This window comes from Acinetobacter sp. TR11, assembly GCF_027105035.1.
Classification (GTDB): Bacteria; Pseudomonadota; Gammaproteobacteria; order Pseudomonadales; family Moraxellaceae; genus Acinetobacter.
Window position 1 is genome coordinate 3,238,255 of record NZ_CP114256.1, and the last position, 16,109, is coordinate 3,254,363.

Annotated in this window: 15 protein-coding genes and 1 pseudogene; 6 read left to right on the forward strand and 10 right to left on the reverse strand. The window is 35.8% G+C overall.

Features of this window, described 5'->3' with window-relative positions; genetic code table 11:
- Window positions 1-2: 2 nt before the first annotated feature.
- From O1450_RS15710 to tviB, 6 genes and pseudogenes are all read right to left on the reverse strand, one after another.
- The gene (locus O1450_RS15710; protein WP_269229160.1) at window positions 3-1,163 is read right to left on the reverse strand and encodes a glycosyltransferase; all 1,161 of its coding nucleotides are present in this window, start codon (window positions 1,161-1,163) and stop codon (window positions 3-5) included.
- A 9-nt stretch (window positions 1,164-1,172) separates the two neighbouring features.
- On the reverse strand, window positions 1,173-1,718 hold the full coding sequence (locus tag O1450_RS15715; protein ID WP_269229161.1) for an acyltransferase: 546 nt from the start codon (window positions 1,716-1,718) through the stop codon (window positions 1,173-1,175).
- Entirely contained in the window at window positions 1,719-3,023 is a 1,305-nt protein-coding gene (locus tag O1450_RS15720) for an oligosaccharide flippase family protein (RefSeq protein WP_269229162.1), read from the reverse strand.
- Between the two features lie 49 nt (window positions 3,024-3,072).
- Window positions 3,073-3,249, reverse strand: a pseudogene (locus O1450_RS16585) (DapH/DapD/GlmU-related protein); the annotation flags it as partial.
- Window positions 3,250-3,593: 344 nt separating this feature from the next.
- Window positions 3,594-4,619: an NAD-dependent epimerase/dehydratase family protein gene (locus O1450_RS15730; RefSeq protein ID WP_269229164.1), complete on the reverse strand. Its 1,026-nt coding sequence runs from the start codon at window positions 4,617-4,619 to the stop codon at window positions 3,594-3,596.
- A 20-nt stretch (window positions 4,620-4,639) separates the two neighbouring features.
- Window positions 4,640-5,914, reverse strand: a complete 1,275-nt coding sequence (tviB, locus tag O1450_RS15735; RefSeq protein WP_269229165.1) for a Vi polysaccharide biosynthesis UDP-N-acetylglucosamine C-6 dehydrogenase TviB — start codon at window positions 5,912-5,914, stop codon at window positions 4,640-4,642.
- Window positions 5,915-6,262: 348 nt separating this feature from the next.
- Between tviB and O1450_RS15740 the strand changes: the two genes are divergently transcribed.
- From O1450_RS15740 to O1450_RS15760, 5 genes are all read left to right on the forward strand, one after another.
- On the forward strand, window positions 6,263-7,363 hold the full coding sequence (locus tag O1450_RS15740; RefSeq protein WP_269229166.1) for a polysaccharide biosynthesis/export family protein: 1,101 nt from the start codon (window positions 6,263-6,265) through the stop codon (window positions 7,361-7,363).
- Window positions 7,364-7,365: 2 nt separating this feature from the next.
- A complete protein-coding gene (locus O1450_RS15745) occupies window positions 7,366-7,794 on the forward strand; it encodes a low molecular weight protein-tyrosine-phosphatase (RefSeq protein ID WP_269229167.1) in 429 nt (142 codons plus the stop codon).
- A gap of 16 nt (window positions 7,795-7,810) precedes the next feature.
- Entirely contained in the window at window positions 7,811-9,994 is a 2,184-nt protein-coding gene (locus tag O1450_RS15750; RefSeq protein WP_269229168.1) for a polysaccharide biosynthesis tyrosine autokinase, read from the forward strand.
- A gap of 177 nt (window positions 9,995-10,171) precedes the next feature.
- Window positions 10,172-10,879 carry an FKBP-type peptidyl-prolyl cis-trans isomerase gene (locus O1450_RS15755; RefSeq protein WP_269229169.1) on the forward strand — a complete coding sequence of 236 codons (708 nt, stop codon included), beginning with the start codon at window positions 10,172-10,174 and terminating at the stop codon, window positions 10,877-10,879.
- Between the two features lie 46 nt (window positions 10,880-10,925).
- The gene (locus O1450_RS15760; protein WP_269229170.1) at window positions 10,926-11,609 is read left to right on the forward strand and encodes an FKBP-type peptidyl-prolyl cis-trans isomerase; all 684 of its coding nucleotides are present in this window, start codon (window positions 10,926-10,928) and stop codon (window positions 11,607-11,609) included.
- Window positions 11,610-11,641: 32 nt separating this feature from the next.
- Here the strand turns inward: O1450_RS15760 and murJ are convergent, their stop codons facing one another.
- Together murJ and ampD are read right to left on the reverse strand one after the other, a co-directional pair.
- The gene (gene murJ, locus O1450_RS15765) at window positions 11,642-13,192 is read right to left on the reverse strand and encodes a murein biosynthesis integral membrane protein MurJ (RefSeq protein WP_269229171.1); all 1,551 of its coding nucleotides are present in this window, start codon (window positions 13,190-13,192) and stop codon (window positions 11,642-11,644) included.
- Between the two features lie 62 nt (window positions 13,193-13,254).
- On the reverse strand, window positions 13,255-13,833 hold the full coding sequence (ampD, locus tag O1450_RS15770) for a 1,6-anhydro-N-acetylmuramyl-L-alanine amidase AmpD (protein ID WP_269229172.1): 579 nt from the start codon (window positions 13,831-13,833) through the stop codon (window positions 13,255-13,257).
- A 145-nt stretch (window positions 13,834-13,978) separates the two neighbouring features.
- Between ampD and nadC the strand changes: the two genes are divergently transcribed.
- On the forward strand, window positions 13,979-14,824 hold the full coding sequence (gene nadC, locus O1450_RS15775; RefSeq protein ID WP_269229173.1) for a carboxylating nicotinate-nucleotide diphosphorylase: 846 nt from the start codon (window positions 13,979-13,981) through the stop codon (window positions 14,822-14,824).
- A 5-nt stretch (window positions 14,825-14,829) separates the two neighbouring features.
- On the opposite strand, the gene O1450_RS15780 is transcribed toward nadC, so the two are convergent.
- On the reverse strand, window positions 14,830-15,003 hold the full coding sequence (locus tag O1450_RS15780; protein ID WP_269229174.1) for an ABZJ_00068 family colistin stress protein: 174 nt from the start codon (window positions 15,001-15,003) through the stop codon (window positions 14,830-14,832).
- 310 nt (window positions 15,004-15,313) lie between these two features.
- Window positions 15,314-16,030: a ribonuclease PH gene (gene rph / locus O1450_RS15785; RefSeq protein WP_269229175.1), complete on the reverse strand. Its 717-nt coding sequence runs from the start codon at window positions 16,028-16,030 to the stop codon at window positions 15,314-15,316.
- Window positions 16,031-16,109 lie beyond the last annotated feature (79 nt).

The window sequence follows — 16,109 nt, forward strand, 5'->3', positions numbered from 1 at the left end:
ATTCACCTCGATGATTTACCATGAATTCTAAATAAAAAATTATTTAACTCTTCAGAATAATTTTTGTAATAAAAATATTGAAAAAATGTTTTCCCGGCATTATCTCTCATGGTCAGACGTTCATGACTATTTTGAGAAAAGATGATAGAAAGCTTTTCAAAAAAGCTATTTTGACCACTATCCTCTATAATAAAGCTGTCTTTTCCATCTGTTAAATACAATTTTATATCACTAAAAACATTACAAATAATAGGCGTTCCCAATGATAAACTTTCAGGGATTTTAGATGGAAAACCTGCATTAGAAAATCTAAGGTTGGGTCTAAAAACCAACATAAAATCAGAGGCTTTTATGATATTTTTTGCAACAATATTTGGAACTTTCCCATGAAATCTACAATAATCCTCATTATGAATAAATTTCACGTCATGATATCTATTAACAAATAGTTCTTTGTTCATCCCAACAAAATCAAATTTGAATTTTACATTGGATTCATATAATTTATCTAAAGCCTTAAACAAAAAATTAAAATCCTCTTTTTTACCTGGAGTACCAACATAGCACAATGTAACAACAGAGTTTTCAATTCGATCATCTAAACTCTTAATTGACTGAAAAACTGGTGGAATTAAAACTATTTCTTCCACACTTTGATTATAGTATTTTTTTAAATACTCACTTATAGTTATTATACCGTCTACTTTTCTAACGAAAAATCTCATACTAAGTTCATTCATTATCGCAAATGGACCTAATAATCCACCTGGTAAGTGACGAGGGTCATACCACTCAACCACATCTAAAATTAACTTTATATTATATTTCTTAGTGAATTTTAACAACCTAATTAAATATCCTAAATGAGTACCATACAATATAATTATATCTGGTTTTTTTTCCAATGATTCTAACCATGCTATTGTATTATCACCGACAAACATCCCCCTAATAGAACTTAATTGGGAGAAGAAGCCCGACTTATATTCATTTACGACCTCAACTGACTGTTCACGATCTATTTTTTTAGTACCAGACACTAAACCCGGACAGATAGTGACATTATGACCTAAATTCTCTAAAATACGGACTACACCATCAACTCTTAAAGAATTAGCATTTGAATCAGGATAGGCAAAAAGACCTGTATAAATTATATTCATAATATATGCCTAAAATGTCCACCCCTTTTTTCTATAAATTTCTTTTATAACTTCTGCCTTTTCTTCACCTTGTAAATGCCCACATTTTAGAGATTTTTTCTCCATTTTTTCTAAGTATTCATCAGTTGTACAAATGAATCTAGCTGGGACACCTGCATATACACTATTATCTGGTACATCTTTAGAAACAATAGAGCCAGCACCAATAATACATCTATTTCCAATCTTAACATTTGGTAAGATAATACACCTTACCCCTATATATACATCATTTCCTATTTCTATTGGGGCAGTCCATTCCAATGTCGGAATTTCTTTTCTTAATATTAATGTACCGCCATCATGATTAATAAACTGAACTCCTGCTGTAATATAACAGTTATCCCCTATTGAAATTAGCCATGGCTCCGACCCAAACATGCTCCTATTGATACCATAAAATCTCACATTATTGCCGACTTTAACACCTAAGCTTCTTGCAAATTCAATTGGCTTTCGAGCAGCATATAAACGCTCTAATATTGACATAAAAATCGATTTAAAAATTTTTAGCATTTACTTTAATTCCTTAAAAACATTTAATATAGAATATATAAGTATTGGAATTACAATAAAAAAATATGTACCACTACTTATCAAAGCAACAACCCACAATGCCGAGCCATCTAAAAATATTAGCTTTAATGCAATAGATATAAATAAAAAAATCACCCATATTTTTATTTGGATTTGAATTCGACCTAAACTATTTAACAACATCTGTAACGGAGATGTAATAGCCATGCCAAGAGACAATAAACATAAAAAAATTAAAATTTCTTGCTGATTTTTAAACTCATGCCCCATCCACAAATTAATAATTTCTTTGTTAAATAAAATTAAAGGAACCGAACACAGAAAAACAGCTAATGCACCTAGGAACACCATCTTCTTTGTTGTTTTCAAAACCCAATCATAATCTTTTTTTGCTATTGCCTCGCCATTCGCAGCCCATAATGGTAGAAACAATGTGGTTACAACCACACTTAATAATGAAGCAATTTTTGCCGGAACTACAAAATCAGTAACTGCCTCCGATCCTAATTTAAAAGAAATAAGTACATTATCTATATTTAAAGCTATTGAAGTCAAAATAGAGAGTACTAAAAACTTTGAACCTATCTTTAAAAGGTCTAAAGATTTTTCTTTAGAGAAGGAACTTAATTCGGGTGAAATTTCTTTATTGTCATTAAAAAATACGACTGTCGCAATAATTAATATAATTAATGGGGGGGCAGAATAAGCAAGAATAATTAACCAACTGCTTAACTTTAAAAGCACAGCAATATAGCAAAAGAATAATGAAAAAAAAGCACCAGAAATTTGCCACAAATTAAATTTTAAAATTTGCTGCTTAGCATACATAATTCGTTGAATAACAGAAATAGGTATACCTAAAACAAAAATAATAGCACTTGCAAATACAATATATAATGCCTCTTGATTCTTAAGATCTAGAGAAAAAAAATGAAAATTTGTTAAAAAGAACAATAAAAGTAAGATACTCACCAAAATAAAAGCTATTACAGTCAATGAGATATATGCACTGATTATGTATGCTCTCATTTCTGAATTATTATTTAAGCCATTTGCATATGAAAGTTTTGTCAATAAACCATTACCTATGCCAAAGTCCATAAATAATGCCATTGTTGTAAAAGATAATACTGTCATCCATACACCAAAAAGATAAGCACCAAGTGTATGCAATATGATTGGCATGACAATAAACGGCGCTAGTAGTGAAATACTTCGACCTAAAGCTCCACCTAATATGCCTGTTACTATACGGCGATTTCTTTCTGAGAGGCTAGCTAACATTCTTTGACACTTAATGCATAGTCGTTAATAAAATAGTTTCATGTTTCTTGATTTCATCATCAGAAAACCTATATTTTATAATTTTTGCTGGATTTCCACCTACAATTGCATATGGAGGAATATCCTTAGTCACTACGGCTCCTGCTGCAATAACTGCACCATCACCAATTACGACACCTGATAAAATTATAGCTCTCGTCCCAATCCAAACATCATTTCCAATTATTACACCTTTGTCATCTGTTTCTCTTTTTTCATGATCTTTAATGCTTACCATAGTTCGCCCAACAATATCTATTCGGTGGTTCCCTCCCCGAATAGTAACTTCTGGGCCAAACATAACATTATCACCGATAATAATTTCTGACCTAGTTGCTAAAATAATAGGGCGATAGCCTAAATTCACATTATGGCCAACGCTAATCGTTGAAAAACTATAAACACCATACGGATCAAATGAAAAATTCTTTCCATAAGATTTAAACAGTGTTTTATAGTAAATAGATAGACTTCTAAATATAAGTTTCCTTAAATGATGAATTAGAATTCCTATTATCATGAAAAAATATTTCATTTTAAAAAACCTATGTACCAAGGCATTGCTTCTTTAATCCCTTGAAGCACATTGTATTGCCCCTCGTAACTCAAGTTTTTATTTATTTTACTTACATCAGCTTGCGAATGTCTTACATCACCAGCTCTAAAATCTTTGTATAATGCATCTTTATTATAAACAACATTATTTTCATTTAGCTCTTCACGAATAGCTTTAAATAAATCATTTAGTGTTGTTCTATCACCAACAGCGACATTATAGACTTGATTTTTAGCTTCTACATTTTTAGTTGTAGCTGCAAGAATATTAGCCTGTATTGCATTTTGTATATAACAAAAATCTCGACTAGTTTCACCATCACCATTAATAGTAACATCTTGATTTTGGATCATCGCCGAGGTCCATTTAGGAATCACTGCAGCATAAGCACCATTCGGATTTTGACGTTTACCAAAGACATTAAAATAACGTAAGCCTATAGTTTGAAAACTATATGTCTTCGCAAAAACATCTGCGTAAAGCTCATTCACATACTTGGTAACAGCATACGGCGACAAAGGCTTACCGATGTTTTCCTCTACTTTAGGTAGCGCGGGATGATCTCCATAAGTCGAGCTACTTGCTGCATATGTAAAGCTTTTTACATTAGCATCTCGAGCAGCAACCAACATATTTAAGAAACCTGTAATATTGGCACTATTTGTCATAATAGGATCTGCAATTGATCGTGGTACAGACCCTAAAGCGGCTTGGTGTAATACATAGTCAACAGTAGCACATACTTTTTGACAATCTTCTAATAAACGAATATCACCTTCAAAAAAGGTAAAATTCTTCCATTGCTGTTCTGATACTAAACTTTGGACTTCATCTAAATTATGTTGAAACCCAGTCGCAAAATTATCTAAACCAATTACTTTTTGATTTAATAACAATAATGTTTCTAAAAGGTTGGATCCAATAAAACCAGCAACACCCGTAATCAACCATGTTTTAGGATTATTTTTTAATTCTTCACATACTTGAACAAATTGAGTCATAACGTACTCTCTCAAAAAAATTATAAACGAATATCAGATTCTTGCTGTGTGAGTACATATTTCAGATCATATAAGACATGCTCAGCTTTACCGAACTTTCGTATTTCTTTAGCCCCCATTTGTTTAAATTGCTCATGGGCAACAGCTAAAATTATGGCATCATACTCTGCTGATTTAGGGTTATTTATAGGCTGAATATTGTACTCATGTTCTGCTTCTGCTGAATCAACCCAAGGATCATAAACATCAACCTCTATGTGATATTCTTCAAGCTCTTTCACAATATCAATAATCTTAGTATTTCTAATATCAGGACAATTTTCTTTAAAACTTAATCCCAATAATAAAACTTTTGCTCCTTCAACTTGGATCTTCTTCTTAATCATTTTCTTAACAAGTTGAGTAACAACATAAGCACCCATACTGTCATTTAATCGACGTCCAGCTAAAATAATTTCTGGATGATAGCCAATAGACTGGGCTTTATGCGTTAAATAATATGGATCAACACCGATACAGTGACCACCAACTAGACCTGGGCGAAACGGTAAAAAATTCCATTTTGTGCCTGCTGCCTTTAACACATCTTCAGTATCGATTCCCATTCGGTTGAAAATCAAAGCCAGTTCATTAATTAAAGCAATATTTACGTCTCGTTGAGTATTCTCAATTACCTTAGCAGCTTCAGCCACTTTAATAGTTGAAGCTTTATGCGTTCCAGCCTCAATAATTAAATTATAAATTTCATCAATAAACTCAGCTACCTCTGGAGTAGAACCTGAGGTAATTTTTAAAATATTGGTTACCCTATGAAGCTTATCACCAGGGTTAATCCGCTCTGGGCTGTAACCTGCAAAAAAATCTGTATTAAATTCTAAACCTGATACCTTTTCTAGAACAGGAATACAAACTTCTTCTGTAGCACCAGGGTAAACCGTCGATTCATAAACGACGATATCACCTTTTTTGAGAATTTGACCAATGCTTGTCGATGCTTTAATTAACGGCGTTAAGTCCGGTTGCTTGTAATCATCAATAGGTGTTGGAACAGTGACAATGAAAAAGTTACATTCTTTTAATTTTTCTAAATCGCAAGTAAATGTTAATTGAGAAGCTTGTTGTAATTCATTTGGAGAGACTTCAAGAGTATGGTCTTGCCCATTTTTTAGTTCGCCAATTCGTTTGCTCGAAATATCAAAGCCAACAACGGACACCTTTTTTCCAAACTCTACGGCTAATGGTAAACCTACATAACCCAAACCAATAATTGCTATTTTTAATTCGGCAAGTCTCATAAAATTAGCCTTAATCCCTAAAATATATTTAAAAACTTAAATGAAAGACATAAAAACCATCAATTTTTCTGCGCACAATATAGCAGAGTTTTGCTAGACACTATAACGAAATTGTATAACGTATTTTTCTTTTGAGCTGATTTATTCATAAATTTTACTAAAATGCAATATTATCAATAATTAACAAAACTTTCTCTTTTTATGAGATAAACTTAGCATACAAAGCCATGCGATTAATCGGTGATTTTTTAGGTTTTTTGAGCTAGAATTGGCAAAATTCTAAGTCTAAACACAGATGATTGTGTCTAAACTGATATTAAATTAGATATAAATATTCAAGGGTAAAGTGTGAAGCATTATCAACTATTTTCCATCCTTGCAATTAGCATAAGCGCTGTAGGGTGTGCTGTCACTTCTGGTTTACAAACCTATGATATTCCGAGTGAAGGGATCTATAAAACTGATCTTGGAACCACTGTAAGTGTAATAAAAATTACTCAAGATACTTTGCAGACAATCAAACCGACACAACTCAATAATCAACAGAACTACACCTCGCTATTCACACAACCTCAGCAAATTTATCGTTTAAGTTCAGGTGATGTTTTATCCATTCAACTTTGGGCATACCCTGAAATCACCCCACCTGTAAACAATCTGACGAATGATCAATCGATTCAAGCCAATGGATACCCTATTGATTATAATGGATTCATCCAATTGCCCTTAGTAGGTCGATATAAGGCATCCGGTAAAACTTTAAGTCAATTAAATTCGGAATTACGAAATCAATTTGCTCATTATTTAAAAACTCCTGACGTAATCGTTCGAGTCTTAAACTATCAAGGACAACGTTACTCTGTTCAAGGAAGTGTAAGGAAAGGTGGTCAATTTTATTTAAATGACCAACCTATTAACATATATACCGCACTAGGTATGGCTGGTGGTGTCTCAGATCAAGGTGACAACACATACATACAATTAGTCCGTAATGGCATCACTTATAACCTCAACACACTTGAATTAGAAAAATCAGGCTATTCGCTACACAAACTTTTAATGCAACCAAACGATACAATCTACGTTAGTACCAAAGAAAATCAGAAAATATACATCATGGGTGAATCGGGTAAAAACCAAGCACTACCAATGCGTGATCAGGGCATGACTTTAAGTGATGCTCTTGGGGAGGGTTTGGGTCTAAATCCTTTATCCGCAAGTGCTAGCCGAATTTATGTATTACGCACTAATGCAAATGATCGACGAACTGAACTTTATCATTTGAATTTAATGAGTCTAGGTGACTTTGGGCTAGCAAATCAATTCCGTTTGCGTAGTAATGATATTGTTTATATTGATGCAACAGGCTTAACTCGCTGGCAACGTGTTATGAACCAGATTGTACCTTTCTCCAGCGCACTTTATAGCTTTGATCAGCTAGGTAAGTAATCATGCAGATTCGAAGTATTTTAGTGGTTTGCGTTGGTAATATTTGTCGTAGCCCTATGGCAGAGTATCTACTCAAACGAGACTATCCTGAGTTGAATATTGAATCTGCTGGTATTGCTGGTCTTACAGGTCACCCCGCCGATGAAAAAGCTCAATTGTGTATGCAGCACTTAAGTATTGATATGAGTGCCCATATTGCCAAGAAACTAAACTCTGGGCATTTAAAACAAGCTGATTTAATCCTCGTCATGAGTAAAAATCAGCAAGCTCATATTGAACAAACTTGGCCTTTTGCTAAAGGAAAAGTTTTCCGCTTAGGCCATTGGCAAAATAAAAATGTGCCAGACCCATATCAGCATGATCAGGCCTTTTTCGATGAGACATGTCAGCTTATTCAACAGTGTGTCACTGATTGGAAAAATTATATTTAACTTTTAGATTAAGATTATGAGCCAAAATACTAATACTGAAGACACAATTGACTTGAAAGAGCTTTTTTTCTCTCTTATTGCTCAATGGAAATTAATTGCTTTATTTATCATTCTTAGTCTTGTATGTGCACTTTTGTACCTTCGTGCAACACCTGATACCTATTCAGTTGATGCCTTAGTTCAAGTTGAAGACAGTAAGGGAGCCTCAGCTGCTTTATTAGGCGACTTGTCACAAATGATTGATCAAAAATCACCTGCTCAGTCTGAAATCGAAATTTTAAAATCCCGTTTAGTCTTAGGATCAGTGATTCAAGCACTTCATCTTGATCTCAATATTTCAAGTATAGAAGATACTTTACGTAATCGTTTATTGAAAAAACCACATTTTATGACTGAATATAATTCTAAGTCAGTCATTTTTAAAGATAATACCAAGCAGTTTGAAGTCCGAGATTTTCTAATACCAAATCAATTTATTGATAAAGGACTTAACCTTACTTTCAAAAATCGGGACTTTTTCTTAGTAAATCCCCAAAATGATCAAATTATATTTACCGGCATCATTAATCAATCAAACTCCATTCAAAATAAATATGGCTCATGGAAAATAAGTGTTTTTACAAAAGACACTTTAACCAGTGCATATCGAATTCAAAAGAAATCTTTACCCGCTGCTGTCAATGCTCTTAGTTCAAATTATACAGTTGCAGAAAGAGGTAAAATGACTGGAATTCTTGGTTTAAGTTATCAAGGTCAAGATAAACAACATATTACCAAGGTTTTAAATGCAATATTATCAGCTTATAGTGCTCAAAATGTTGCTCGTCGTTCAGCGGAAACAGCTCAAACACTTAAATTCTTAGATGAACAACTACCAGAGTTAAAAAAACAGCTCGATGATGCTGAACGAGAATTTAATAAATTTCGTCAAAAATATAATACTGTTGATGTCACCAAAGAATCTGAACTTTACCTTACTCAGAGCATCACGTTAGAAACTAAAAAAATAGAATTACAACAGCAACAAGCAGATTTGTCAGCGAAATATACAACTGAACATCCAGCGATGAGAGAAATTAACGCTCAAATTTCTGCAATTAATAAACAGATTGGTGAATTAAATACTACATTAAAACAATTACCTGATTTGCAACGCCAATATTTACAACTTTATCGTGAAGTTGAAGTAAAAACCCAACTTTACACTGCTTTATTGAATTCGTATCAACAACTTCGAATTGCAAAAGCAGGAGAAATTGGTAATGTTCGTATTGTTGATACTGCGGTTGAACCAGTTGAACCAATTAAGCCGAAGAAACTACAAGTGCTTATTCTTGCTATGTTCTTGGGTGGCTTCTTAGGCACAGTAATTGCATTATTGCGCAATATGTTACGTACGGGCATCAAAGATAGTGGGCAAATTGAAAACGAATTTAATTTACCTGTTTACTCAACTGTACCTCGCTCTCCGATTCAAGAGACACGTATCAGTATTTTAAAGAAAAAGAAAACTATTCCTATCCTTGCGGTTAAGCATAATGATGATATTGCAATCGAAAGCTTACGTAGTATTCGAACTGCGATTCATTTTGCACTCGCAAGTGCAAAAAACAATGTCATTGTGATTGCAGGCCCTTCTCCTGAAGTTGGTAAATCATTTATCTCAACCAATTTGGCGACTATCTTTGCACAGAGTAACAAGAAAGTTTTGTTAATTGATGCAGATATGCGTCGTGGCTACATGCATAAATATTTTAATTTAGACGTAAAGCCTGGTTTATCTGAATTTTTAAGTCATCAAGCTGATTTAAACCAAGTCGTCAATACAACTGAGGTGTCAGGCTTAAGTGTTATTACACGAGGTAAAAGTCCTACGAATCCTTCAGAAATGTTAGGATCTGAGCAGTTTGAATTATTACTTAATCAATTAAGCCAAGAATATGATCATATTATCATTGATACACCGCCTGTACTTGCCGTGACCGATGGAATTATCATTTCTCAATATGCGGGTGTAAACTTACTTGTAGCGCGCTATGCTAAGTCACAAATGAAAGAACTTGAACTGAGTTTAAATCGTTTTGAACAAGCGAATGTTAAAGTAAATGGCTTCATTTTAAATGATATTCAACGTGCAAGTGCTGGTTATGGATATGGATACAATTATTCCTATGCTTACAAAGCAAATAACAATGATTAAAAATCCATCATGATAGTCATGTCAAAAGGCCAGATCTCAAAGTCTGGCTTTTTATTGATAAACACATAAACTATATAAAAAATACACGCATTTTTTAGCTGAGTTATTCAATGCTTAAGCTTAGACATGCTAAGATCATGACCATATTTTTTATTAAAATCTTACTTCGGACATCTCATGAGTAAAGCTTTACCTGTCATTGCAGCAGTCGTTTTAGGTGGCGCAGCCCTTGTTCCTGTTTACTATGCTACTCAGCATCCAACGACTGAACTTGGATCAAAAGCGGATAAGAATGCAGCACCTGTTGCAAAAATCAGTTATGCCTTAGGCTATGAAGTTGCAAAACAAACACCACCTGAATTGGAAACAGCTGCATTTATCACAGGTTTCCGTGATGGGCATGCCAAAAAGCCTGCTGCATACACCGAAGAAGAATTACAAGCTGCTTATATGGAATTCCAAAAGGAACTTCAACAAAAACAACTTAATGAAACAAAAAAAGCTGAAACCACAAACAATAGTTTTTTAGCTGAGAATGCGAAAAAAGAAGGTGTGAAAACAACGGCTTCCGGTTTACAGTACAAAATTATTAAAGAAGGTACTGGCAAACAACCTGTCGCAACGTCTGTTGTGAAAGTTCACTATAAAGGTCAATTAACAGATGGTAAGGTCTTTGATAGTTCTTATGACCGTGGTGAGCCAATCGAATTTCCACTCAACCAAGTCATTCCGGGTTGGACAGAAGGTTTACAATTAATGAAAGAAGGTGGTAAAGCAACGTTTTATATCCCTTCTCAACTTGCTTATGGAGAACAAGGCGTTCCGGGTTCTATTCCACCAAATAGCACATTAATTTTTGATGTCGAGTTAATCGCTGTAAAATAATTAGTAACAAGGAGAGCATAAGCTCTCCTTTATTTTGGAAGAAATAATGAAAAAACTAAGTTTGATTTTAATTGCTTCAATGCTGGGGACAGCACATGCAGCACCCATTACTTTAAAAAGCCCACAAAAAGATCAGTTGGGATATAGTTACGGTTATTTAATTGGTAAGAGTTACGCTGAGACATTAAAAGATCTTGATATTGCAACAATCTCACAAGGTCTAGAAGAAGCGATACAAGGTAAGTCTGCATCGTTAACTGATGAAGAAATGATTAATCTATTAAGCCAATATAAAAAGCGTCTCGAAGCAAAACAACTGGTAGAATTTCAGGAACTTGCTCAAAAAAATGAGCAAATTGGAAAAGCATTTTTAGCTGAAAACACAAAGAAAGCTGAGATTATAACCACCAAATCAGGTTTACAGTACCAAGTGATCCAAGAAGGCAAAGGCAAATCACCTAAAGCAACTTCAACAGTGAAAGTAAATTACGAAGGACGACTCTTAGACGATACGGTATTTGACAGTTCAATTGCACGAAATCATCCAGTTGAATTCAAACTTAATCAAGTCATTGCCGGTTGGACTGAAGGCGTTCAAACCATGAAAGTAGGTGGTAAGAGTCGTTTCTTTATTCCAGCAAATTTAGCATATGGCGAAGTGGGTTCAGGTGATGTGATTGCACCAAATAGCACACTAATTTTCGATATTGAATTACTAGAAGTGAAATAAGAAAAAACCTCCTGTACAGGAGGTTTTTTATATTAATGCTTAAGTTGTCTTGGGCGAAAGCCTGTTGCAAAAAGCCCAATAGCATACGCAATAACACCAATTACACATAAACCAGCCACTTCAGCGATGCGTAACCATTGTGAAATATCGCCTTGATACCAACTTAAACCATACCAAAGCGCGACAATCATAGTGATGTTCGCAATTGCATATTGGAACGCTAGTTTCTTCCAATGCGCACCAAATCGATAAATATTCCGTTTATGTAAATAGAAATATAGCATACCCGCATTCACCAAAGCTGAACCTGATGATGCTAAAGCTAAAGCCATATGTTCTGCATGCCAATCAATTAACTTAAACAAGCCAATAAAGACGACGTTTAAAATCGCATTCGCAGCCACTGCCATCAAACCTACACGAACAGGGGTTTTGGTGTCTTGCTGAGCGTAAAACCCAGGTGCAAACACTTTGATCAACATAAATGAGATCACGCCTGCACTCATACATTGCAAGGCTAATGCTGTCATTCGTGTATCTTCCAACGTAAATTCACCACGTTGGAACAAGGCTTGAATAATCGGTGTAGACAACATAAATAATGCGATGCTCGAAGGAATACCAACAAGCATGATAATTTTAGCAGCCCAGTCAATCATGCCCTTAAACTTAGCTTGATCTTGTTCCGCATGACGTGCTGAAAGTGAAGGTAAAATCACCGTACCAATCGCCACCCCGATTAAACCGAGTGGTAGCTCTGTCATACGTTCAGCACTATATAACCATGACACTGAACCATCTTGCATGAATGAAGCCCAAATCGTATTCAGCAATAAGTTGATCTGCGTGACTGATACACCAAATAAAGCAGGTAACATCAGTTTTAAAATACGGTTAACACCTTCATGTTTAAAATCAACTTTCGGGGGAATCAGTAAGTTCTTATTCCATAATTCAGGAATCTGAATCGCGAGCTGCAAAACACCTGCAACCACAACAGCCCATCCTAATGCCATAATCGGTTCAGCCATATACGGCGTTAGCCACCACGCCCCTGCAATCATTGCCAGATTCAGCAACACAGGTGAAAAGGCTGGCGATGCAAATGAACCATAACTATTTAAGATGCTACTCGCAAAAGCCGTTAATGACATGAACATCAGATAGGGAATCGTAAGACGAAACATATCAACAGCGAGGTCAAATTTCTCAGGATCGTTATGAAATCCGGGTGCGTAGATATAAATAATTGCAGGTGCAGCAACCATTGCGACAAACGTCAATAATGACATGGCTGTGAGTAGACAACCAAAAACTCGACTAATGAGAATCTGAACTTCGGCATGCGCACGACTGGTTTTATATTCAGTTAGAACAGGAATGAATGCTTGAGAAAAAGCCCCTTCTGCGAAGAGTCGCCGAAAAAAATTGGGAATACGAAAGGCAACGACGAAAGTATCGAAGTCCTTGCCCGCACCAAATACATTGAGTAGCACAACATCACGCACTAATCCCAAAATTCGGGATAACATCGTCATTGCACTGACAATGACAGTCGATCGCCACAATGCCATCGCATTCACCTACGGCTTATCTTTTAAAAAGCGTTATTGTAATGAAAGTCCAAATAGATTTCGTTGTGAAATCATAAATCCGACGAAGTTTTTTTAGCGAGTTGTTGGCGGAACAACTGCCAATCAAAATATGGTCCTGGATCTGTTTTACGTTTTGGGGCGATATCAGAGTGACCTGCAATATGATTCTGAATTTTTGGATAGGCCTGTCGCAGTAGTGTTACGACTTCTACCAAAGCCTGATATTGTTCAATTTCAAAAGGCAAATCATCGCTGCCTTCTAATTCGATGCCAATCGAATAGTCATTACATTCTTTTTGAGCCAGATAACTGGAACGTCCTGCATGCCATGAACGGTCATTAAAGTTTACAAATTGAATGACCTCTCCTGTACGCAAGATCAGCAAATGTGCGGATACCTGCATCCCTTCAATGGTCTGAAAATATGGATGGATAGACCAATCTAATTTATTTTGAAAAAACTGCTGAATATAGCCTCCACCAAACTGTGAGGGTGGCAAACTAATATTATGAATAACAATTAGTTGAATATCCGTATCATCAGGACGAGTATTAAAATTAGGTGATGCAATCTGGGTCGCACCGATTAATTTTCCATCTTGCACTTGAGTAAATTTAGCCTGTTGCATTATGACCCGAATCAGCAATTTAATGTTTATCTACTGCATTCTGACATGCTTTATCACGAATAATCGAGATGAAATACTTATTTTTTATGAGGAGGGTGCTAATATATCGCACAAGTTTTTTGGTCATAAATATACTGGAACGGGTATGAGTATTCCTCAATCTTTGCTTGAACAATCTATTCAAATCAATATTCAACAAGCATTACAAGAAGATATTGGGGATGGTGATATTACCGCAATGCTTACCCCTGAAGAAGAGCAAGCAACCGCAACGATTATTACCCGTGAAGATATGGTTTTAGCTGGTCAGCCTTGGGTCAATGCGCTGATTCAAGCGTATGATGACTCCGTACAAATCACATGGCTTAAACAAGAAGGTGAGCATGTTGCTGCAAATGAGGCTTTTTTAAAACTCGCTGGTTCTGCGCGTAGTTTACTGACTGTGGAACGCCCTGCTTTAAACTTCATTCAAACTCTTTCTGCTGTGGCGACTAAAACTGCAAATTATGTGCAACAACTTGAGGGTTTAAATACCAAATTGCTTGATACACGTAAAACCTTACCCGGTCTACGTATTGCACAAAAATATGCAGTTGCTGTGGGTGGTGGACAGAACCATCGTTTAGGTCTATTTGATGCATTCTTAATTAAAGAAAACCATATCATGGCAGCTGGTGGTATTGCTCAAGCGATTAGCAAAGCACATGACATTGCACCAGGTAAACCTGTCGAAGTAGAAGTTGAGACTTGGGACGAGTTAAACCAAGCACTTGAAGCTGGTGCAGATATCGTGATGTTAGATAATTTTAGCCAGCAACAAATGATTGATGCGGTCAAGCATGTTGCGGGGCGTTGTAAATTAGAGGCTTCTGGTAATATTACAATTGAAAACTTGCGCGAAGTTGCAACCACAGGCGTCGACTATATTTCAATGGGCGTACTCACTAAAGATGTTCGCGCTGTAGACTTATCTATGCGTTTTAATGCTTAAATATTCTAAGCATCATCATCCGATGACTGTGTTTTAAGTTCATCAGAAGTCGAAATGTTTGTTGTTTCGACTTTCTCAGTCCACGCTGATTTAGCTTCAGCTGAATCAGTAGGTCGTGGATCTGCCGCCATTAGCACAAAAGTCACTGCAGTTAATAACACTAGAAAAACTTGTACCATGTTCCCCTTCCTTATTTATTCTTAATTTTTCTAGTCTATCAATCCAAAATGAGTCAAATAAATGGGTTATGTGACAAACTGCAAAGATTGTGTGATTTTATGTTGAGGAATAAATTGACCTGTTTATTTTTTGCTTGCTGTTACAGCCCTTGGCAACAGGTCAGTGTTGATATGCTATGGTTGGACTTTTGACTTGGTTTATACTCATTTTCCTGGGTATTTATAGGTTTATGCTTCATTAGCATCTAAATTGATAAATAAAAAAAAGGCGGTCTAAACATACCAGACCGCCCGCACTATCAACTGGAGATTACCAACCGAGTGCCTGCTGTTGCTTCTGAATCAATTCTGCGATTCCTTTTTCTGCAAGCTCTAACATGGCATTAGACTGCTGGCGAGTGAACGGTTTCTCTTCTGCCGTTCCTTGAATTTCAATAAATTCGCCCGCTTGTGTCATCACCACATTCAAATCCGTTTGGCAATTTGAATCTTCTTCGTAACACAAATCGAGTAGAACTTCGTCTTGGTACATTCCTACTGAAATTGCTGCTACGAGACCTTTTAATGGGTCTTGTTTAATCTTTTTATTGCTCAGTAACACATTCATGGCATCAACTAAAGCCACAGCTGCACCTGTAATGGCTGCTGTGCGAGTACCGCCATCTGCTTGAATCACATCACAGTCAATCGTAATCGTGTTCTCACCCAACTTCTTCAAATCCACCATGGCACGAAGACTACGACCAATGAGACGTTGGATTTCTTGGGTACGTCCTGTTTGCTTACCGCGCGCTGCCTCACGGTCACTACGGGTGTGGGTTGAGCGCGGTAACATACCGTATTCAGCAGTCACCCAACCTTGCCCTTTACCTTTCAAGAAACGTGGAACTGAGTTATCAATACTTGCTGTACACAACACTTTGGTATGACCAAATTCAACCAAAACTGAACCTTCTGCGTAACGGGTATAGTTACGGGTGATTTTTACTTCACGTAACTGGTCTAATGCTCTTTGGTCAATACGCATAATGATTCCTTAAAACGATGGCACAAATATAATTGCACCATAGTATATCTCAATTACTCGTACTTTCCCTTTTACTTAT